Source organism: Dyella sp. S184 (assembly GCF_009766065.1).
Classification (GTDB): domain Bacteria; phylum Pseudomonadota; class Gammaproteobacteria; order Xanthomonadales; family Rhodanobacteraceae; genus Rhodanobacter.
The window spans coordinates 1,037,247-1,055,504 of sequence record NZ_LMUE01000002.1; the positions used below are offsets into that span (position 1 = coordinate 1,037,247).

General features: G+C 59.1%; 21 protein-coding genes. 5 read left to right on the top strand and 16 right to left on the bottom strand.

Annotated elements, in window-relative coordinates:
* Positions 1-124 precede the first annotated feature (124 nt).
* Positions 125-505 (top strand): VOC family protein, encoded by a 381-nt coding sequence (locus GSQ75_RS04455; RefSeq protein WP_158753289.1) that lies wholly within the window; start codon positions 125-127, stop codon positions 503-505.
* Between the two features lie 184 nt (positions 506-689).
* Here GSQ75_RS04455 and GSQ75_RS04460 read toward each other — a convergent pair whose 3' ends face one another.
* The 11 genes from GSQ75_RS04460 to GSQ75_RS04510 all read right to left on the bottom strand — a co-directional run bounded on the left by GSQ75_RS04460 (position 690) and on the right by GSQ75_RS04510 (position 6,666).
* Positions 690-1,547 carry a sigma-70 family RNA polymerase sigma factor gene (locus GSQ75_RS04460; protein ID WP_158753290.1) on the bottom strand — a complete coding sequence of 286 codons (858 nt, stop codon included), beginning with the start codon at positions 1,545-1,547 and terminating at the stop codon, positions 690-692.
* Positions 1,544-2,437 (bottom strand): alpha/beta fold hydrolase, encoded by an 894-nt coding sequence (locus tag GSQ75_RS04465; RefSeq protein WP_158753291.1) that lies wholly within the window; start codon positions 2,435-2,437, stop codon positions 1,544-1,546. Before GSQ75_RS04465 ends, GSQ75_RS04460 begins: the two co-directional genes overlap by 4 nt.
* A gap of 112 nt (positions 2,438-2,549) precedes the next feature.
* On the bottom strand, positions 2,550-2,864 hold the full coding sequence (locus tag GSQ75_RS04470; protein ID WP_158753292.1) for an EthD family reductase: 315 nt from the start codon (positions 2,862-2,864) through the stop codon (positions 2,550-2,552).
* Positions 2,865-2,910: 46 nt separating this feature from the next.
* Positions 2,911-3,222: an antibiotic biosynthesis monooxygenase family protein gene (locus GSQ75_RS04475; protein WP_158753293.1), complete on the bottom strand. Its 312-nt coding sequence runs from the start codon at positions 3,220-3,222 to the stop codon at positions 2,911-2,913.
* A gap of 202 nt (positions 3,223-3,424) precedes the next feature.
* A complete protein-coding gene (locus tag GSQ75_RS04480) occupies positions 3,425-3,640 on the bottom strand; it encodes a hypothetical protein (RefSeq protein ID WP_158753294.1) in 216 nt (71 codons plus the stop codon).
* Between the two features lie 75 nt (positions 3,641-3,715).
* Complete coding sequence (locus GSQ75_RS04485) at positions 3,716-4,024, bottom strand: type II toxin-antitoxin system RelE/ParE family toxin (protein ID WP_158753295.1); 309 nt, start codon at positions 4,022-4,024, stop codon at positions 3,716-3,718.
* Positions 4,021-4,290 (bottom strand): YlcI/YnfO family protein, encoded by a 270-nt coding sequence (locus tag GSQ75_RS04490; protein WP_158753296.1) that lies wholly within the window; start codon positions 4,288-4,290, stop codon positions 4,021-4,023. Before GSQ75_RS04490 ends, GSQ75_RS04485 begins: the two co-directional genes overlap by 4 nt.
* A 177-nt stretch (positions 4,291-4,467) precedes the next feature.
* Positions 4,468-4,983 carry a DUF2127 domain-containing protein gene (locus GSQ75_RS04495; RefSeq protein ID WP_158753297.1) on the bottom strand — a complete coding sequence of 172 codons (516 nt, stop codon included), beginning with the start codon at positions 4,981-4,983 and terminating at the stop codon, positions 4,468-4,470.
* Between the two features lie 30 nt (positions 4,984-5,013).
* Entirely contained in the window at positions 5,014-5,415 is a 402-nt protein-coding gene (locus tag GSQ75_RS04500) for a type II toxin-antitoxin system VapC family toxin (protein WP_158753298.1), read from the bottom strand.
* Positions 5,415-5,642 (bottom strand): type II toxin-antitoxin system PrlF family antitoxin, encoded by a 228-nt coding sequence (locus GSQ75_RS04505; RefSeq protein WP_158753299.1) that lies wholly within the window; start codon positions 5,640-5,642, stop codon positions 5,415-5,417. The genes GSQ75_RS04500 and GSQ75_RS04505 overlap by 1 nt, the downstream gene beginning before the upstream one ends.
* A 316-nt stretch (positions 5,643-5,958) precedes the next feature.
* Positions 5,959-6,666: a hypothetical protein gene (locus tag GSQ75_RS04510; RefSeq protein ID WP_158753300.1), complete on the bottom strand. Its 708-nt coding sequence runs from the start codon at positions 6,664-6,666 to the stop codon at positions 5,959-5,961.
* Between the two features lie 447 nt (positions 6,667-7,113).
* Between GSQ75_RS04510 and GSQ75_RS04520 the strand changes: the two genes are divergently transcribed.
* From GSQ75_RS04520 to GSQ75_RS04535, 4 genes are all read left to right on the top strand, one after another.
* The gene (locus GSQ75_RS04520) at positions 7,114-8,136 is read left to right on the top strand and encodes a retron St85 family effector protein (protein WP_158753302.1); all 1,023 of its coding nucleotides are present in this window, start codon (positions 7,114-7,116) and stop codon (positions 8,134-8,136) included.
* Entirely contained in the window at positions 8,129-9,064 is a 936-nt protein-coding gene (locus GSQ75_RS04525) for a reverse transcriptase domain-containing protein (protein WP_158753303.1), read from the top strand. Before GSQ75_RS04520 ends, GSQ75_RS04525 begins: the two co-directional genes overlap by 8 nt.
* A 188-nt stretch (positions 9,065-9,252) precedes the next feature.
* Positions 9,253-11,133 (top strand): ATP-dependent endonuclease, encoded by a 1,881-nt coding sequence (locus GSQ75_RS04530; protein ID WP_158753304.1) that lies wholly within the window; start codon positions 9,253-9,255, stop codon positions 11,131-11,133.
* A 2-nt stretch (positions 11,134-11,135) separates the two neighbouring features.
* Positions 11,136-12,545 (top strand): DUF2130 domain-containing protein, encoded by a 1,410-nt coding sequence (locus GSQ75_RS04535; protein ID WP_158753305.1) that lies wholly within the window; start codon positions 11,136-11,138, stop codon positions 12,543-12,545.
* Between the two features lie 21 nt (positions 12,546-12,566).
* On the opposite strand, the gene GSQ75_RS04540 is transcribed toward GSQ75_RS04535, so the two are convergent.
* The 5 genes from GSQ75_RS04540 to GSQ75_RS04560 form a co-directional block, all read right to left on the bottom strand.
* Entirely contained in the window at positions 12,567-12,818 is a 252-nt protein-coding gene (locus GSQ75_RS04540) for a WYL domain-containing protein (RefSeq protein WP_158753306.1), read from the bottom strand.
* Between the two features lie 111 nt (positions 12,819-12,929).
* Positions 12,930-14,132: an enoyl-ACP reductase FabV gene (gene fabV, locus GSQ75_RS04545; protein ID WP_158753307.1), complete on the bottom strand. Its 1,203-nt coding sequence runs from the start codon at positions 14,130-14,132 to the stop codon at positions 12,930-12,932.
* A 721-nt stretch (positions 14,133-14,853) separates the two neighbouring features.
* Positions 14,854-16,371 (bottom strand): FAD-dependent oxidoreductase, encoded by a 1,518-nt coding sequence (locus GSQ75_RS04550; RefSeq protein WP_158753308.1) that lies wholly within the window; start codon positions 16,369-16,371, stop codon positions 14,854-14,856.
* Positions 16,372-16,438: 67 nt separating this feature from the next.
* Positions 16,439-17,170, bottom strand: a complete 732-nt coding sequence (locus tag GSQ75_RS04555; RefSeq protein ID WP_158753309.1) for a copper homeostasis protein CutC — start codon at positions 17,168-17,170, stop codon at positions 16,439-16,441.
* A 12-nt stretch (positions 17,171-17,182) separates the two neighbouring features.
* Positions 17,183-18,238 (bottom strand): N(4)-(beta-N-acetylglucosaminyl)-L-asparaginase, encoded by a 1,056-nt coding sequence (locus GSQ75_RS04560; RefSeq protein WP_158753310.1) that lies wholly within the window; start codon positions 18,236-18,238, stop codon positions 17,183-17,185.
* Positions 18,239-18,258 lie beyond the last annotated feature (20 nt).

Consider the following 18,258-nt stretch of genomic DNA (forward strand, 5'->3'; position numbering starts at 1 on the left):
TGGCCTAACAGTTCGTCCAAGCGGACGCAGGAAGTTTCCAGTGCGATCATGTGCTGCGGCCCGCACGGCCGCTTAGCTTAGGTGTCAGACCGCAGAACAAACCGCTGCCCAATCGGAGAGCACCATGAAGCGTGTTACAGGAATCGGTGGAATCTTCTTTAAATCGAAAGATCCAAAGACACTGAATGCGTGGTATCGCGACCACCTTGGATTGGACGTCTCTGAGTGGGGCGGAACGGTTTTTGAGTGGGGTGGTCCTGATAGCTCTCCAGGAATGACCCTTTGGACTCCTTTTGCTGAAGACACGAACAAGATGGAACCTGGCACCGCATCTTTCATGGTCAATTTCCGTGTAGACGACTTGGATGCCCTTCTTGGTGCACTGCGCAGCGAGGGCTGCAACGTCGTTGGGGAGCCGGAAAGTTCGGAGTACGGAAAATTCGGTTGGGTACTGGATCCTGATGGAAACAAGATTGAGCTTTGGGAGCCGCCGGCAGGTCAGTGAGCGCGCAACTGCGGTCTAACTATTCGTTAAAGGCGATGGCTGCGCCGCCGCTTAATTCCAGCGTTGAACATCTGCTGTTGCAGGCCCTTGCCTTAAACGGCACCACGCTCATTGAGCGGTTCGGACAGTGGCTTTAAGTGAACCTGACCCCGATAGTCGTGGACCACCCAGACACCTTTTTCCTTCAGCCCAACCGCGCCCAATCCATGCCTTCGAGCACATAGGGCGCAAACAGGAAATCCCGGATCCCGATGATCCGGTTTTCCGACCAGTCGATCAGGACAAAATGCGCAGGTCTTTCCATCGGGCCCTCGCTGTCGAAGACCAGCATGGCCGGCTGCCCTTCAACCGCGCCGAAGGCAAACCGCCATTTCGCCACTTCCGCATAGCGCGTGAAATAGAGGCCGATCTTGTCGCGCCCTTCCAGCTGCAGCCGGTTTACCAGATCGAGCTTCACGTCGTCGGCGAGCATGGCACGGATGGCGTCGAAATCGCCGCTCTGAAACAGCTGCACATAAGCGGCGATCTTCCGCCGGTCTGTGTCGGACATCAGCGGCAGCCGGATGTCTTCGGGCGCCTGCGCGAGTTGCCGCAGCGCAACGCGCCCGCGCTGAAGCGCCGATTTGGCGGCTGCCGGAGAGCACCCGGCGATGCCTGCGATCTCGTCGACCGAATGACCCAGAACATCCTTGAGGATCACTGCGCAGCGTTGCAGTTCAGGCAACCGCAGAAACGTCTGAAAGCTGATCTCGACGATGTCCGCCTCGGGCATGGCCGCCGCTTCGATGTCGTCGGTAAGCGGCACGACCGTGTTCCGCGACCGGTTGCGCAGGAAATCCAGGCTCGTGTTGTGGGCGATGCGAAACAGCCAGCCCTCGAGATTATCCACCTCGGCGCCCTCGGCCCGCGCGTGAAGGGCCTTGACCAGGGCATCCTGCAATACATCCTCGCCATTGACCGCCGATCCAGTCATGCGCGCGCAGTAGCGATGGAGGCGCGGCCGCAGCGCTTTCAGACCATCCTCGAATGCGTCCATGTTCATGGATGGAGGGCTTCCGCGCTCTGTTGCGCCAGGGACTGGACACCGATGTCGATGAGGATTCTCGACAGGTTGGCCGGTTGTGACAGGAAGGGCGAATGGCTGCTTTCCAGGGTGTGGGCCGTGGTCTTGCCGCCAAGGGCAGCGTCAACCGTTGCAATCATGTGATCCTGGCCGGTCAGGGGAATCGCGCGATCCTGGGTGCAGCGGATGTAATGGCGTGGCACCGTGCCAAATCTTTCCGGCGTGATGTCCGACAGGGCCAGCGCGCCGGCGTTCGACTCGTCGCAATGAAGTTGCGAGGCCATAGGCGCGAAGTCGGCCTCCGGCACGTCGGCATAAAAAGAAGCTTTGAGCAGCGCCCGGTAGGCTTCGTCGGTTGATCCGGGATGGATTCTTGTCGCGCCGATGGCGACGGGGTCACCCACGAACAGACCGGGCGCCAGCGCCGAAGACAGGGTTTCATGCTGCAGCATCGCGAGCAGCGGCATGCCGCTCGGCACCATGAACCCGGCCAGATAGACGACCGCGAGCAGCAGGTTCGGCACCTGCTCGGCGACCGCCGAAATCGTCATCCCGCCAGCCGAGTGCCCGACCAGGATGACCTTGCCGTCGCTACGCGACGCCGCCTCTTTTACCAGCGCGACGACCGCTTGCGTCCGCTCCTCCTGCGTCACGCCGGCGACGGGTGAGCGCTCGGCGGCAAACGCCGCGGGGTCGAACGGATGAAGACCAAGCGACGTGGGTGCTATCGCATTCACCCCCGCGCCGGGAAGGTCGAGCGTCAACGCTGCGAAGCCGTTGGCCTCAAGTAGAGGCGTCACCCTGTCCCACGTCGTATGGTTGTGCCAACCGCCGTGGACCAGAACAAAAACTGCTTGGGTTGCCGACATGGCTGAGTCCTTTTCATGTGAGTTTACGATCTTCGCGAGTTGAACAAGCGGCCGCCCGCCATGTCGCCGCGATTGGCCCCTCGCCCACCGAGGCGAACCAGGAGCGACGGGTTCAAACGTCCCTGCTGTCGAAAAGGAACATCTGGACGCCCGAGTCGTCCGGTGCAAAAAGTCGGCGATCCGCCCCGGCCGCCTGTCCCTCCGCGCTGGCAAACGCCCTTTCGATCGCCGCGAAGTCGTCGAAATGCAGCGTTCCGATCCGATGAACATCGGAGGCTCCCACCGGCGTTGCGATGGGGCCGTCGCTGACCTCGTATTTCCTCAGGCCCGGAATCTTTTTGGCGAGAGGCACATGGATGTCGAAGTAATGCCGGTCGAATGCCTCGGCGTTCTTCGGTGTTCGGTAAATCACTACCATTCGAGCCATGGCGGTTCTCCTTTGTTGGTTGTGTGACGCCGACTTGCCTGTGTGCTCACCCGCAACGGGTTTCGCTAAACACCGCCGAGCCCACGATCGAGTCCAGGCTCGCCAGCTCGATGACCTTGGGGAAACAGGCTTGCATGCGCGGATCGCTGCGCATCGCCTCGACGGCTGCGGCGCTCTCCCACTCGGAGTAGATGACGACGCCAGCGCCGTCCCCTGCCGCGATCAGCCTGGTCGTCTTCCAGCCAGGGAGCGTGCGGATCACCGTTTCAGTGTTCTGCTTCAGGAGAGCGATCAGCGCACCCTGCTTTTCGGGTTTGACCTTCAGCAGATTGATCAAGATGACGGACTCGTCGGACATGGCATGACTCCTTGTGTTTGGGACACACCAAGGACGATCCGAAGGATGCAAACGGATCGCGACGCAGAAGATTTTTTGAAATTCATCCCGAAGGGGCGCGCCTTGCCGACTTGCTGCGTGCAAAAGAAAAGCCCCGCGATGCGGGGCTCTTCTTGCGACATGCTGCCGGGAGCGACAGGCGATCAGGCGCCAGAACCCGGGGTCAGAGTCGACTTTCCCGATGCTGCTCCCAAAACAAAGTGCACTCTGACCCGGGTTTCGCCCCCAGCACGACGCCGAGCACCAGGAAGGCGGCCGCGACCAGGAACAGGTAGACGTCGCCCGAATGCATCCGCACCAGGCGCTGGTAGTCGAGCCACTGCAGGGCGAGCGTTCCCGCCGCCAGCAGCGCCCCGTAGCCGACCACCCGCTTCCACATCCTCGCCTCCGCTCGCCCCGTACTAGGTTCATCTTAGCGCTGGTCCGCCAAGCCACCCCGCCTGCTTTCCCATGCTCAGTGGTAATCGTCTTCGCGCTGGTGCCGCACTGCCAGCACAGTGACGGTTTTGGCGTCATCGATTTCAAACAGCGCCACATAGCCGGATGCACCGAAGGCGATGATCAATTCGCGTAGAAACGTGTTGTCAGGCGCAGCCTTCCTGCAACTGAATGGTGAACTCGCCAGCAAGGCCAGGCCATTGCGGATGGCATCCAGCGCGCGCTCGGCCGTGGTCCAGTCGCCATCCTCACGTACCAAGACAAAGTCATACAGCCGTTCAAGGTCGGCCAACGCTTCCTCCGTGAAGCGGATCTTGAATGTCATGCGGAAGCTTTCTTTGCCTTGGCCAATCGCGCTTCAAGCTTTTTCAGCACCGCGCCAGACGAAAAGTACACCCCGCTAGCTTTGGCCTGATCACGCGAAGCCAACCCACGGGCGATGAAAGCGGCCTGTTCCTGGCGTTGCTGAATTTGTGCCCGCACCGCGTACTCGACAAAGCCGGACAGACTTTCCCCGTCGCGCAAGACTTCCTCTGCGGCGCGGCGCAGAACCGGTTCAACACGCAGCGAAGGGATGGTTGCGGTTTTCATGAAAACTCCGAATGCGATGCAATTGCGATTCATTTTGGCGCAATTCAACGACAGGGGCAAATCGCCCGGAAAGAAGGTAAGGACGATCCCTGGAAGCAACGCTTAGTCGCCCTTGGGCAGCTTGAGCAAGCAGACCCACCAAGTTGTCCCCCGACACCACCCCCGGAAGGGGTCCGATCACTCGACTGAGCGAGATTGCCGTGACTGCAGGGCGACGCGTATCAGATACGCGACGATCGCGATGTTGGCGATCAGCGCAACCAATTTGAATCCGCTGAAACGGTGCACCGCTTCGTAGATTTCCAGCGGCACCAGCGAGCCGGTGGCGACGACCGTGAACCATTCCGCCCAGTACTTCTGCAGCCACAGCCCGATGCCCTCGGTCGCAAAGATCGCGGCATAGGCCAGTGCGACCAGTCCGATCGCCACAAACTTGCTCGGGCCCATCGACTGCAGCTTCTCCACCAGCCTCCAGCGCAGGCCATTACTGTCGCTCAGCGACAACTGCTCCAGCCAGTGCACCAGATGTTCGAAGTTCTGCGAACGATCCAGATGGAAGGCCGCAATCGCCACCAGGATCAAGCCGATGGTCTTGGCGGCCTTGTACACCGCGATGACACGCAGCCACCCATGGTTGCGGGGCTTGCGCGTATCGGTCGGCCCAGCTTGGGAGTCGCGGCGGATATCGGACATGGCAAGACATTCCGGGAATCAGAACAGCGATTACGCCGCCAGCAGTTTTGCATCGGCCAGCTTGGCGGCCTTGGCATCCAGGGTAAGCATGGGTGCCTTCCCCTCAACCCAGCATGCTGCGGCGTGCAAGCAGTCCGCAAAGTCTGCCGTGCCCTGCCGATAGGCATGCAATGCACGTTCGACGGCAGGCTCGGTCTGAAACTCCAGTTCCCGGGTTTCGAGCAGGGCGTTCAACGCCAGCAGGATGTCGGGTTTGGCAAATGCGTAGCGGGAGCGCAACACCCACTCCAGTTCCAGCATGACCGTCAGGGGTACGAAAAGGGTTTCATCCCGGCGCGCTGCGGACTCGAGCATTTCCGCGATACGGCGCGACTGGCCGGCATTGTCATCTACCAGCCAGCGCACCAGGACATTGGTATCCAGCCCGGCCATCAGCGCCGGCCGATGCGCATGTCGTCCAGCGAAACCTTGCGTTTGTTCACGGCGGATTTCAGCATGCCCTTGATCTCACCCATCGAACGAGTCTTGGCACGCATGACGGTGGAACCGTCGTCGAGCTGGGTAAACACTACGCGTTCGCCCGCGACCAGGCCGAGCGCCTTGCGGATGTCGGCGGGGATGGTGACCTGGCCCTTGCTGGTCATGACGGCTTCGGACATGGCGAGTCTCCTTACTATTTGATAAATAGTAAGGAATTTTTCCAGGCCGCGCAAGCTCGTGACCAAGGGTCTTTCCGTGCGAAACCCGGGTCGGGTCGAAACGCACTTCGATGATCGAGAGCAGTAGTCACTAAAGATCGGGTCAGGTTCACTTTCTCACGGCAGTAAGTAAACCTGACCCCGATAGTCGACCCGATAGTCTCGAATTATCACCATGCCAATCCGCCTGTTTCGTTGGGGTGACGCTCCAGAAATACGAAACGACGGGATACGCACCAGCGAGCGCAACTGGCCCACTGGCGCGCGCGGGTGCCGGTCAATGGTAGGCGGGCAGTTGCCGCACGATGGGCAACGCATGGCTCATCGGCGCGTGCATGGGCAGCGCGAGGTAGCTGGCCTGCTCCTCGCGCACGCCCGGTTTCGTGCCGTGCCGCTCATCGATCCGCTGCACGCGGTCGACCTCACGGATGATGTCTTGCAGCCTCTCCGCATGCTCGAGGATGGCATCGCCCATGATCGACAGCGTGACGTCGGCGAAATCCGCCTGATCGGTGGCGACCACCACGTCGCCATGGGCGCGGAGAATGTCGCCCAGCCGGGCCAGCTCGTCGATCTGATCCAGGGTGACGCCAGCCACGTAGCGTTTGGTCGCCTCGTTCATCGCCGACCCGGCAAGTTCCGGTTCGGTGCCGTCCGTGTCCGCCGCTGCCGTGACGGCGGCGGCTTTCGGCTCGGCGTCACGTTCGGCCTTGGCCTCGGGCGCAGGCACCCTTTCGCGACGCTCGGCCGGCCAGGAGAGTTCGTCCAGCACTTGCCCGATCTGCTCCTCCAGCAACTCCATGCAGATCGCCACCTCGCCCGGGCGAATCTCCGCATACCACTCCTGATCCTCATCCGGCCTGCGCGGTCGCGCGAGGTTGGTCAGGAACCCCACGTACTCGCGTAGCTGCTTCAGCCGCAGCTGGCTGTCCTCCGGCAGGAAATAGCCCGTCGTTTCCAAATCTTCCGAATCGAACGTCGACATGGTCGCCTCCTAGTTCCATAGAAGTATCCGTCCACGGCATGACGGCGGACGGGGTGTCGGGAGGTTCGAAACCGCTAAGAGCCGGCGGGCGTATTCCCCTGAAGGGTGTTGTATTAGCCGCCCTCCCGACGCAGGAATCACGTCGGCTTGCACCTGCGAACAGGCGCAAAAAACCCACCAGTATGACGGAGGTGGGTACCGCTCTTAGGGGAGTTTCGACGCTCCTTGCAAACGAGTCTGCTACGGCAATGGAGGGGAGTCAAGACAGGCGTGGATGAGTGAACCTGACCCCGTTAGTTGTTGCATGGTCGAACTAGTGCCGCCTGGATGGGTCTCGAAATCAACAAGCAGAAAAGCTCAACGTCAAAACCTGCCTATTGCTTATCTAAGGTGCAATACCATATGTTGGCTTCGCTTAGCGACTTGGGCGTAAGCCCAAAGTGATACGTGGCGTATCACTCTGAATATTGTTCCACATCTGACGGTACCGGCTTTGCGGCCAGGCCGTTAGTCAACGGCCTGGCCGCAAAGCCGGTACCGTCCGCATCAGGTAAGCATGAGACGTTAGATAGATTCTTGGAAAGCGAAAAATCGGCTCTCTTCAAGCACCTATCTGAACTTAAGTCCGCGCTGCAAGCCAATCGCGTTCAGCCAGTCAAGAAGAGACCATCGTCTTTTATCTTTCTCTGCGGAGCCAACAAGCTCGCTGGTGGAATATCTGCGCGTCGCGCTGCATTAGGCCGATTCCTAAAAAAAGAACACCCGGAAGTCCGCACAATTATCGCGGAGGACTTCATGAAATTCCTAGAGAATCGCACAAAAAAGCAAAACCTTTATGATATCGAACAAACTATAAGCAATTTTGCCGACGTCATAGTGATCGTACTGGAGAGCAACAGTGCATTTACCGAACTAGGCGCGTTTGCAACAAAAGATTTGAGGAAAAAAATATTTGTTATTAACGACGAACAATTTAAAAGCGCACCATCATTTATAAATCAGGGCCCAATAAGCGCAATAATAGAAAGCTCTCCAGATGGCGTCGCCTGGTACAAAATGGCCGCCGGCGGAGTTGAATACGGAGACGCCATCGGCACGATATTCCCGGCGATTAGCTCAGCTATTAAAAATCGTCAGCCGGACAACGAACTTCTCGATATGGAAAAACTTAAGCCGACAGGGGAATTGAATCGCTGGGCTTTTTCATTTTGCCACGATCTCATATTTTCATCGCGAAAAATCCGACCAGCGGAGCTTGCATCTGTCTACAATTTCCTATTTGGGAAAGCAAATTTCGACGCACTTAAATTATATAATGCATTACTCATTGCGCTTGGATTTGTTGAAAAGAATGGTGACTATTTAACTTCTACACAGCTGGCGCCATTACTTCAAATTCCCATCAATAAAATTGCCCTTCAAGCATCCTTTCTAGCAGCCCGGCATCATCTGGACTTGCAGCATGCTTGATCTATTAGACATCTGCTCTTCAGCACTAGGAACAACCCGCGAGAATGCTCTAGTAATAGCCCGCACGGCACCCTATCGGCTTAAACGCATCGAGATTCCGAAACAAGACGGAAGCAAGCGAATAACATGGCAGGCCGCGATAGAAACTAAGGGCTTACACTACCCTCTTATTCAGTACTACCTTCGGCAACTTCCGGCACACCCCGCAAGCCAGGCTTTCTCACCGGGATCCTCGATCATAAAAAACGCGGGAATCCATTTAGGAAACAAATATTTTCTCCGCATAGACTTTTCTGACTTTTTCCCATCAATTAAATTCAATTCATTCAAGAAAATAATCAATCAAACAAAATCTATATTTGAAAATTTCAATACAGCAACCCCTGAATCGATGCTTCTGCTAGAGAAAGCCTGCTTTGCAAAAGACTCGAGCCTGCCAATTGGCTATGCAACATCCCCATACATTGCAAATTGCACAATGTTTGAGTTTGACAGGGAAATAATTGACTTATTGAGGGCAAAATTTGCGAGCGCAAACGTAACCTACACAAGATACGCGGACGACTTAGTCTTCTCGACAAATATAAAAAATGCTTGCCGCGACATTTACGATGTCATCGTACAGTTTGTCAAAAAATATCGCGCCATTGATTTAACTATAAACCACAAGAAAACACACTTTGGCAGTGTCCCCAAGGGTACAGCTTACGTTACCGGGGTGCACATGCTTGAGTCCAATCGCACCGCTGCGACAAAGACTCTGAGATCTGAAGCGCGCTTTCTGCTGTCACTGCGAAAGAAAAATAAATTAGACGACGACGAGCAAAAGCGGCTGTTCGGCCTTTTGGCTCATATTAGGCAAATCGACCCCGCCTTTTACACAAAGTTAGCGAGCGACTTCCATGTCGCATTCCCTCATACAAAGTGATTTTTGGCACCGCCGCTTCACCCCTCCAAGATCGGGGTCAGGTTGACCCCGATAGTTGCGGGTCCCTGGTCCAATTTGGAGCTTCAGGGAACTGCTTGGCTGGGGCGCATCCAAAGAATCCGGCTTGTTAAAGTGCACTCCGACCCGGGCTTCCTCTTGACGAAAGGCACAGGGAGGTGGAACCAGCAATGAAGATCCAATCAGTTCGCATCAAGAACTTTCGCACTTTGAAAGATGTGATGATCCCCTTCGATTCCGTCACGACATTCATCGGCCCGAACGGCGCCGGCAAGTCCACAGTGCTTCGTGCGCTCGATTGGTACTTCAATGGCAAGTCGGGATCTCTGACCGAGAAGGACTGCTCCTTCGGGGCGACTGACGAACACATCGAGGTTCAGGTGACATTCGCTGACCTCACCGCCAAGGACCGCGATGCACTTGGCAAGTATGCGCCGGACGGAGTTGCCACGTTCACGGCATGGAAGCAGCGATCACCTGATGGCTCCGATGTGCTTTCCGCCAATGCGAAGGGTTTCCCGGATTTCAACCCAATCAAGGCGGCAGGCGGTGCGGCCGCGAAGAAGGATCTGTACGCCGATCTCCGGCGTAGGCGCCCAGAACTGAGTCTTCCGGAGGCCAAAACCGGCATTGCCGTTGAGCAGGCGATAACGACATGGGAGGCATCTCAAACTGGTCAGCTCATCGACGCCCCCGAAGCGCTGCAGACCAATTTCTTCGGCTTCAACAGTGGCGGCAAGATGAGTGGACTTTTTGACTTCGTCCTAGTCACTGCTGACCTTCGGGCGAGCGACGAGTCAAGCGACGGCAAGTCGAGCATCATCGGTCGAATCCTGGAGCGTTCAGTTGACCGTGCTGCTGCTGACGAGGCTATTGCGGAGATCGTCGAGGAGTCACGTGTGAGGCAGCAGAGGGTGTATGAAGAGAAGTTCAAAGAGCAGCTGGAGGTGATGACGGCACAGCTCAACGGTATCGTTGCGTCCTACTCTCCCGGTCGTGCTGTCACCGTTTCCCCTGCAGAGGTGGAGCTCAGGGCTCCTCGAACCACATTTGAGTTGGCAGTTCTCGATGGCGCAACGGAGACTGCTGTGGAGCGCCAGGGGCACGGCTTTCAGCGCACGCTTCTGATCTCGGCGCTCCAACTCCTCGCGCAGTCAGGCGCAGCATCAGCAGAGGGTGTCATCTGTCTGGCAATCGAGGAGCCGGAACTTTATCAACACCCGATTCAAGCCCAAGCGTTCGCTAAGATGCTCCGATCGCTTGCGGAGGACGCCGCTAAGCGCATCCAAGTGACCTATGCGACTCATAGCCCTTACTTCCTTGAGGCGCGGCATTTCGATCAGGTCAGGCGGCTGACGAGATCGTCCGACGAGACTCCTGTAGTCACTGTCCACTTCGCTACAGTCGACGATGTGAAGACGAAGCTCAATGAAACGGTTGATGCCGATCAGGTCGCTCGTCAACTCGATGGCATCGTAACCAATCGCCTCTCGGTTGCGTTGTTCGCAGCGCGCGTTCTGCTTGTCGAGGGTGATACAGAGGCAGCCGTGTTCTACGGAATCGGCGATCGGGATGCTGTGGGGCGACTTGAATCCCAAGGGCTGTCGATTGTTTCAGTTGGGGGCAAGGGTGGAATTCCACTTGCTCATGCCATCCTTACCTGCATCGGGATTCCGACCTACGTACTCTTCGACGGGGACAGCGGTTTCGAGGTTCGGGCTAACGCTGTGGGCAAGAATCAGGCTGTTATAGATGGCGAGCGCACGAAATTTTCGACAGAGAACCGTCGTCTGTTGAAGTATTTGGGTGGCACCGAAGTTGATTTTCCACCAGAGCAAGTCGGCGATCGTTTGGCAACTCTAAGCGATCACCTTGAGGCCTACTTAGAGTCCAATTGGACGGAGTGGGTCGCGTCGTGTGCGGCAATTGAGGCCGCTGCCGGAATCCAGCTCGGAAAGAATCAGTATGCCTACCGGACCTCCACGCTTGAGGCGCAAGGAACGGTTCCAGAGATGCTCAAGCAGATTCTGACGAACGCGGGAGTAGTTTAGCCATGCACGAGATTACCTGCCCGCACTGCGGGAAAGCATTCAAGATTGACGAGGCTGGGTACGCGAACATCCTGAAACAGGTTCGCGACAGCGAATTTGAGAAGCAGTTGCACGATCGGCTTGAGCTGGCTGAGCAAGACAAGCGGAACGCCGTCGAGCTTGCCGAGACCAAGGTCGCCAGTGAGTTGCAGAAGGCCGCCGCGGCCAAGGACGCAGAGATCCAGGAACTCAAGGCCAGACTCGATGCCGGAGATGTCGCGCGGAAGCTTGCCGTGACCGAAGCCCTAAGCGGCGTGGAAAAAGAGCGTGACGTGCTCGCGAACGAACTTGAGCAAGCGAAGCGTGATAAGCAAGCCGCTTCCAAGCTAGCCGAAGCGATGCTCGATAACGAGCTGCAAAAGGCTGCGGCTACGAAGGACGCTGAGATCCAAGGCTTGAACTCCAAACTCGACGCCATCGAGGTTGCTCAGAAGCTCGCGATCACCGAGGCAGTGACTGTGGTCGAGAAGGAACGCGACGAACTTAAGGGTGGCCTTGAGAGAGCGAAGCTTGAGAAGCAGCTCGCCGAGAAGTCGCTCAAGGACAAATACGAGACGCAGATCAAGGATCGCGAGGACGAGATCGGGCGCCTTCGGGACATGAAGGCTCGCCTGTCGACCAAGATGGTTGGCGAAACCCTAGAGCAGCACTGCGATACCGAATTCAACCGCATTCGAGCGACGGCGTTTCCGAGGGCATATTTCGAGAAGGACAACGACGCGCGGACTGGCAGCAAGGGCGACTACATCTTTCGCGACTCCGATGAGGTTGGCACTGAGATCGTCTCGATCATGTTTGAAATGAAGAACGAGAGCGATCACACCGCGACGAAGAACAAGAACGAGGACTTCCTAAAGGAGCTCGACAAGGATCGCACCGAGAAGGGGTGCGAGTATGCGGTTCTGGTCTCCCTGCTCGAGCCCGACAGTGAGCTCTACAACACCGGGATCGTCGACGTGTTCCACCGCTACCCGAAGATGTACATCGTGCGACCGCAATTCTTTCTTCCAATCATCACGCTGCTGCGGAATGCGGCGATGAACTCGCTCAAGTACAAGTCAGAGCTTGCGCTCGTTAAGGCGCAGAACATAGACGTCACGAACTTCGAGAACGAGCTAGAGACATTTAAGAACGGTTTCGCCCGAAATTACGAGTTAGCGTCCAGTAAGTTCAAGACAGCCATCGATGAGATAGACAAGACCATTACCCATCTCCAGAAGACCAAGGATGCTTTGCTCGGCTCAGAGAACAACTTTCGTCTTGCGAACGACAAGGCGCAGGACGTGACCATCAAGAAGTTGAGTCGCGGCAACCCGACGATGGCAGCCAAGTTCGCCGACCTAAAGAATAATGGCTCTTCCGATGCTGGATGAGTTCTTCGGAAGGGTTAGAACTCAGACCTCCACGGCCCATCGTGGCGTAAACGAATTCTCCGTTTCTGACACGGAAACTATTTTTGATACATGGAAGTTTCGAACGCCGCCCTTTGAAATGTCGTAGCAGAAGAACTTCTCTGTGCCGCCCGTGGTGCGGTAGCTATATGGCTCAGCCTCTCGAGTCTCCATACCGCCACCATCCTCGTAAGCCGTGATGATGACCGTATGTAAATTCCGGCCTGCAGCCGCGATGGTCTCCTTAATGCTCATGAAGCCTCCGTGTGTAGTGAGTTCGTCGTCATCTATCGCCGATACGACCGGCAGCGTTTGGTCATAAGTGGACATTTCTCCAACTATGTATCTACTACGATTTGCACGAAATCAAAGTTCGATGCAATCAAACCGCCGATCCGCCTCCACCTCAGCCTCATAGTCCACATCCGCCCGATCAAACCCGAACAACTGCAAAAACTCGTGCTTGTACCCAGCGTAGTCTGTGATCTCGCGCAGGTTTTCGGTGGTGACCGTGGGCCAGAGCGTCTTGCAGAGGATCTGCACGTCGTCGCGCAGTTCCCAGTCGTCCAGCCGCAGGCGGCCTTCGTCGTCGATGGGCGCAGAGTTGCCGTCGGCGCGGTAGAGGCGGTCGTGGAACAGGCGGTTGGCCTGTTCGATGGGGCCTTCGTGGATGCCTTTCTCCTTCATGATCTTGAAGGCGATAGACACGTATAGCGGGATCACCGGGATGGCCGCGCTGGCCTGGGTGACGACGGACTTCATCACGCCGACGTAGGCTTCGAGGCCGGGGTGGCGGCTGCGCAGTTGCCTGGCGGTGTTGTCGAGGTGCTGCTTGGCCTGGCCCAGGGTACCGTGCCAGTACATCGGCCAGGTGATCTCGGTGCCGATGTAGCTGTAGGCGACGGTCTTGGCGTGCTCGGCCAGCACGCCGGCGGCGCTCAGCGCGTCGATCCACAGCGCCCAGTCCTCGCCGCCCATCACGGTGACGGTGTCCTTGATTTCCTGCTCGGTGGCCGGCTCGATGGTGGCCTCGATCACGGTGTCCTTGTTGGTGTCGACCGAGGTGTTGGTGAACGGCTGGCCGATGGTCTTGAGCGCCGAGCGCACCACCTCGCCGGTGTCCGGCAGCTTGCGCACGGGCGAGGCCAGCGAATAGACCACCAGGTCGATCGGGCCACCCATCTCGTTCTTGATGATCTCGATCGCACGCGCGCGGGTTTCGTTGGCGAACGCGTCGCCGTTGATCGACTTGCTGTACAGGCCGGCCTGCTTGGCCGCCTTGTCGAACGCCGCGGAGTTGTACCAGCCGGCGGTGCCGGTCTTCTCCGGGCTGCTGGGCTTCTCGAAGAACACGCCCAGCGTGGCCGCGCCGTAACCGAACGCGGCGGTGATGCGCGAGGCCAGGCCGTAGCCGGTGGAGGCGCCGATCACCAGCACGCGCTTTGGGCCGTTGCCCTTGGTGTGGCCTGCAGCCTGGGTGACCTTGATCTGGTCGAGCACGTTGTGTTCGCAACCGACCGGATGGGCGGTGATGCAGATGAATCCGCGGACTTTGGGCTTGATGATCACTCGGTGGCTCCTGCTGCTGTTCGGCAATTCGCCATATTAACCAAGCGGGAGGCCCATGCGCTGCCGTAGGGAGGTTGCGTGCATCGCTCCTTGTCCGTCATCCCGGCGAAGCCCGGGATCGCAGTTGCTGTTGCGAAGGGCCAAAAGGATGGATGGCTTCGTCGTTGAAGAGCGATTCCGGCCTTCGCCGGAATGACGATATGGGGAGGTTTTTTACTCGTCATCCAGGCGGCAGCCGGGATCGCAATTGCTGTTGCGAAAGGCCGAAGGGATGGGCGGCTTCGTTGTTGAAGAGCGATTCCGGCCCTTGCCCCTTTTGTGGGGTTCGCCGGAATGACGATATGGGGAGGTTTTCTTACTCGTCATCCCGGCGGAGGCCGGGATCGCAATTGCTGTTGCGAAAGGCCGAAGGGATGGGCGGCTTCGTTGTTGAAGAGCGATGACCAGCTTCGCTGTTGAAAAACTTCTCCGGCCCTTGCCCCTTTTGTGGGGTTCGCCGGAATGACGATGTGGGGAGGTTTTCTTACTCGTCATCCCGGCGGAGGCCGGGATCGCAGTTGCTGTTGCGAAGGGCCAAAAGGATGGATGGCTTCGTTGTTGAAGAGCGATTCCTGCCCTTGCCCCCTTTTGTGGGGTTCGCAGGAATGACGATATGGGGAAACGAGGCAATCAGAGGTACCGTCTCCGTTGCAGAATCGCCACTAGGTCTTTCGCTACCCGATCAGGAAGCCGGTGCCGTGATGTGTCGGAGATAATCCAGCACCGGCGCGGGATCAGCGTCCGCCACCACCAGGCCGACGTAATTGTCCGGTCGGATCACGAAAAGGGCATCGTCGCTGTAGGCAGTACGGGCATGGCCCTGCTCATCCACAAGGTTCGTCGCAGCGTGCGGTGACGCGGCGATGACATAGCCACGCACGTCGTCACCGAACGTTGCGGCACATGCGTCGACCACCGATCGCCAGCGTGTGCCGAAGCCGAGCAAGGTGATGTGCGGTCCGCGCAATAGATCGAAGATGCGCGTGGACTCGCCGGAGCCGGACAGGCCGGGTGCATCCGGGGCGCGGTCGCCCGCACGCAGGCCATCGCCGTCTGGCCGCTGGTCCTGCGACAGGCTGCAGCCGCGGTAGCCCAGGCCTAGTTGCAAGGTCTTTTCGTCGCGGCTGAGCACGAAGCCACGCGCGGCCACCGCGGCGTTCATCAGCTCGTTGGAAACGCCCAGCACCCATGAGGCGATCGGCAGGCGCTCCTCGCCGTAGGTGTCGATCAGGCTTGCGTCGGCGCCGCCCAGCACGGCGGCGAGTTTCCAGCCCAGGTTGTAGGCATCCTGGATACCAGTATTCATGCCCTGCCCGCCCGCGGGCGAATGGACGTGGGCGGCATCGCCGGCCAGCAGCACGCGGCCGGCGCGATAGCGGTCGACCATGCGCACGTTGGCCCGCCACATGGATTCCCAGCCGGTCTCCTCCACGCGGATGTCCTGTCGTCCCGTGCGTCGATCGATCAGGTGCTGAAAGGCCTCCCGCGACGGCTGATCGTCCTGGCCCGGCGCGATCGACGCCTGCAACTGGAACGTATCGGTGGAGGGCAGCGGGCAAAGCGCCAGGAAGCCTTCGGCGCTGCGCCACACATGCCAATGGTCGCGATCGAGTCCCGTCAGGCGGACATCGCCAAGCATCATCCGGACGGTCTCGAGGGTATCGCCCAGGAAAGAGATGCCCTCCCGCTGGCGAATGGAACTCTTGCCGCCATCGCAGCCGGCCAGCCAGCCCACGCGGATGGTCTCTTCGCCTTCAGGGCCGGCGAGCTGGGCGGTCACGCCGTCGTCCTCCTGCACGTAGTCGGAAAGCGTAACGCCAAATTCAACTCGACCGCCGAGTTCGCCCAACCTGGCGCGCAACGCTTCCTCGATGCGCCATTGCGGCGTCAGCAACGACGACAGATAGGGCGCGTCAGGCCTGGGTGGAAGGTAACGACGCGGCGATTCCGTGGTCGCGCCGTTCCCGTCGTGCTGAAGCATATTCATCTCGAAGCTGCCGTTGGCGATCACCCGATCGACGATGCCCAGGTCGTCGAACACTTCGAGCGTGCGCGGCTGCACGCCCTTGCCGCGCGAGCCCGCCTGCGGCGAAGGCGAGGCCTCGATAATGCGGAAGCGCACCTTCCGCTGCGCCAGCGTGCAAGCCAGGGTCAGGCCCGTCGGGCCCGCACCTACGATCAGGACATCAGTATTCGACATGGGTGCTCCTGATGGTTGGTTGCAGTGGATGGTGGCGGTCAAATCCAGTTTCTTTCTGGAGCGGAGCTTAGCCTCGTCCGGCATCGCTCAAGGCAACAAGGATGCCTCGTATCTGTTCCACATCACTGCGCCATTCTCCGCCCTGCATATCAGTCAACAACGATGGCTGCCAGCGCATGCCAGACAGATACTGTCGTTTCGCCGACGCGTGAAATTCATTTGCTCCCGTCATCTCCCGCAGCTTGCCGATGCACCCGGCATCCACACCTGCCCCCGGCATCACGACGATACGCCCGGTCGACAGCTCGACCAGCTGACGAATCAGCTCCGCCCCTTCGATCGCAGTGGGCCGGCCACCTGACGTCAGCACACGCTCGCAGCCGAGTTCGATCAGGTCTCCCAATGACGAGAACGGATCGCGCGCGAGGTCGAAAGCGCGGTGGAAGGTGACGCCCACGTTGCCTGCGGCGGAGACCAGCGCACGGCAGCGCGGCATGTCGACCTCGCCATCGGCATCGAGCGCGCCGAGTACCACGCCATCACAGCCGAGTGCCACGCAGGCTTCGATGTCCCGCAGCATCACCTCGCACTCGATATCGTTGTAGAGAAAGTCGCCGGCGCGCGGACGAATCAGCACATACAGCGGAATGCGCAGGTGTTCGCGGGCCAGCGCGATCTGCGCGTGCGAAGGCGTCAGTCCGCCCAGTTCAAGCGCGGTGCAGAGTTCGACACGCCCTGCTCCGCCTTCCTGGGCGGCCAGCGCGGAGGCAACCGAGTTTGTGGCGATCTCAAGCAGCATGGGTGAACGGGATCATGAATAACTCGTGGTGTAGAGACTTAGCGACGGGATCAGGCCATCCTGCTTCTTCGCATCGCACACGGCGTAGGAAAAACCGTGCTGGATGGCGTATGCGCCGACCTCGCCTGCGCGGTTCATCGCCAGAAAACCGACCTGTATGGTTTTGGATGCCTCCAGGCGACGCTTGACGATGCGCATTACCGCCTCCTTGCAGGCTTCCTGCGGTGAGCGGCCCTGGCGCATCAGCTCGACCACCAGGAAGCTGCCGGCGTTGCGGATCACTTCCTCGCCCACGCCGGTGGAGGTGGCGCCGCCGATCTCGCCATCGACGTACAGGCCGGCGCCGATGATCGGGCTGTCGCCGACGCGGCCACGCATCTTCCACGCCATGCCGCTGGTGGTGCACGCGCCGGCCATGCGTCCCTGCGCGTCGATCGCCAGCATGCCGATGGTGTCGTGGTTGTTGGCGCCGCCGGGCATGCCGGTGGTACCGCCCTTGCCGTAGTCGTGCACTTCGCTGTTGATCGACGGGTTGTACTTCGCCGTCTTCAGCCATTCGTGCCAGGCCTTGTCGGACTCCGGCGTGAGCAGTTCTTCTTTCTTGAAGCCCTGTTCCAGCGCAAATTGCAACGCACCTTCGCCGACCAGCAGCACGTGCGGGGTGCGCTCCATCACCCGCCGTGCCACCGAGATCGGGTGCGCGATGTGTTCGATCGCGGCGACCGCGCCGCAGTTGTAGTTGTGATCCATGATGCTGGCATCGAGGGTGACGTGGCCGTCCCGATCCGGATAACCGGCCCTGCCGACGCTGTGGTTTTTCAGGTCGGCCTCGGGCACCCTCGCACCGGCCTCGACCGCGTCCAGCGCATGGCCGCCCGCGCCAAGAATCGTCCACGCCGCCTGGTTTGCCGCCACGCCGAAATCCCAGGTCGAGATCACCCGTGCTGCGCCCGATGCCACTGGCGCGCGGGACTCCGGTGCGGCGGCACTCAACTTGCCGCCCCATGCCAGTACCGAGGCGGTGGCTCCCAGCAGGGAGTTCTTGAGAAAATTTCTGCGGTCGGTCATTCCATCCTCCTGTTACGGAA

Coding starts and splice junctions, on each gene's coding strand:
- GSQ75_RS04475 (WP_158753293.1), bottom strand. CDS start 3,222: ATGTCCGACGAGTCCGTCATCTTGATCAATCTGCTGAAGGTCAAACCC.
- GSQ75_RS04530 (WP_158753304.1), top strand. CDS start 9,253: ATGAAGATCCAATCAGTTCGCATCAAGAACTTTCGCACTTTGAAAGAT.
- GSQ75_RS04510 (WP_158753300.1), bottom strand. CDS start 6,666: ATGTCGACGTTCGATTCGGAAGATTTGGAAACGACGGGCTATTTCCTG.
- GSQ75_RS04465 (WP_158753291.1), bottom strand. CDS start 2,437: ATGTCGGCAACCCAAGCAGTTTTTGTTCTGGTCCACGGCGGTTGGCAC.
- GSQ75_RS04550 (WP_158753308.1), bottom strand. CDS start 16,371: ATGTCGAATACTGATGTCCTGATCGTAGGTGCGGGCCCGACGGGCCTG.
- GSQ75_RS04460 (WP_158753290.1), bottom strand. CDS start 1,547: ATGAACATGGACGCATTCGAGGATGGTCTGAAAGCGCTGCGGCCGCGC.
- GSQ75_RS04505 (WP_158753299.1), bottom strand. CDS start 5,642: ATGTCCGAAGCCGTCATGACCAGCAAGGGCCAGGTCACCATCCCCGCC.
- GSQ75_RS04495 (WP_158753297.1), bottom strand. CDS start 4,983: ATGTCCGATATCCGCCGCGACTCCCAAGCTGGGCCGACCGATACGCGC.
- GSQ75_RS04525 (WP_158753303.1), top strand. CDS start 8,129: ATGCTTGATCTATTAGACATCTGCTCTTCAGCACTAGGAACAACCCGC.
- GSQ75_RS04485 (WP_158753295.1), bottom strand. CDS start 4,024: ATGACATTCAAGATCCGCTTCACGGAGGAAGCGTTGGCCGACCTTGAA.
- GSQ75_RS04455 (WP_158753289.1), top strand. CDS start 125: ATGAAGCGTGTTACAGGAATCGGTGGAATCTTCTTTAAATCGAAAGAT.
- GSQ75_RS04555 (WP_158753309.1), bottom strand. CDS start 17,170: ATGCTGCTTGAGATCGCCACAAACTCGGTTGCCTCCGCGCTGGCCGCC.
- GSQ75_RS04470 (WP_158753292.1), bottom strand. CDS start 2,864: ATGGCTCGAATGGTAGTGATTTACCGAACACCGAAGAACGCCGAGGCA.
- GSQ75_RS04480 (WP_158753294.1), bottom strand. CDS start 3,640: ATGTGGAAGCGGGTGGTCGGCTACGGGGCGCTGCTGGCGGCGGGAACG.
- GSQ75_RS04540 (WP_158753306.1), bottom strand. CDS start 12,818: ATGAGCATTAAGGAGACCATCGCGGCTGCAGGCCGGAATTTACATACG.
- GSQ75_RS04490 (WP_158753296.1), bottom strand. CDS start 4,290: ATGAAAACCGCAACCATCCCTTCGCTGCGTGTTGAACCGGTTCTGCGC.
- GSQ75_RS04535 (WP_158753305.1), top strand. CDS start 11,136: ATGCACGAGATTACCTGCCCGCACTGCGGGAAAGCATTCAAGATTGAC.
- GSQ75_RS04500 (WP_158753298.1), bottom strand. CDS start 5,415: ATGGCCGGGCTGGATACCAATGTCCTGGTGCGCTGGCTGGTAGATGAC.
- GSQ75_RS04560 (WP_158753310.1), bottom strand. CDS start 18,238: ATGACCGACCGCAGAAATTTTCTCAAGAACTCCCTGCTGGGAGCCACC.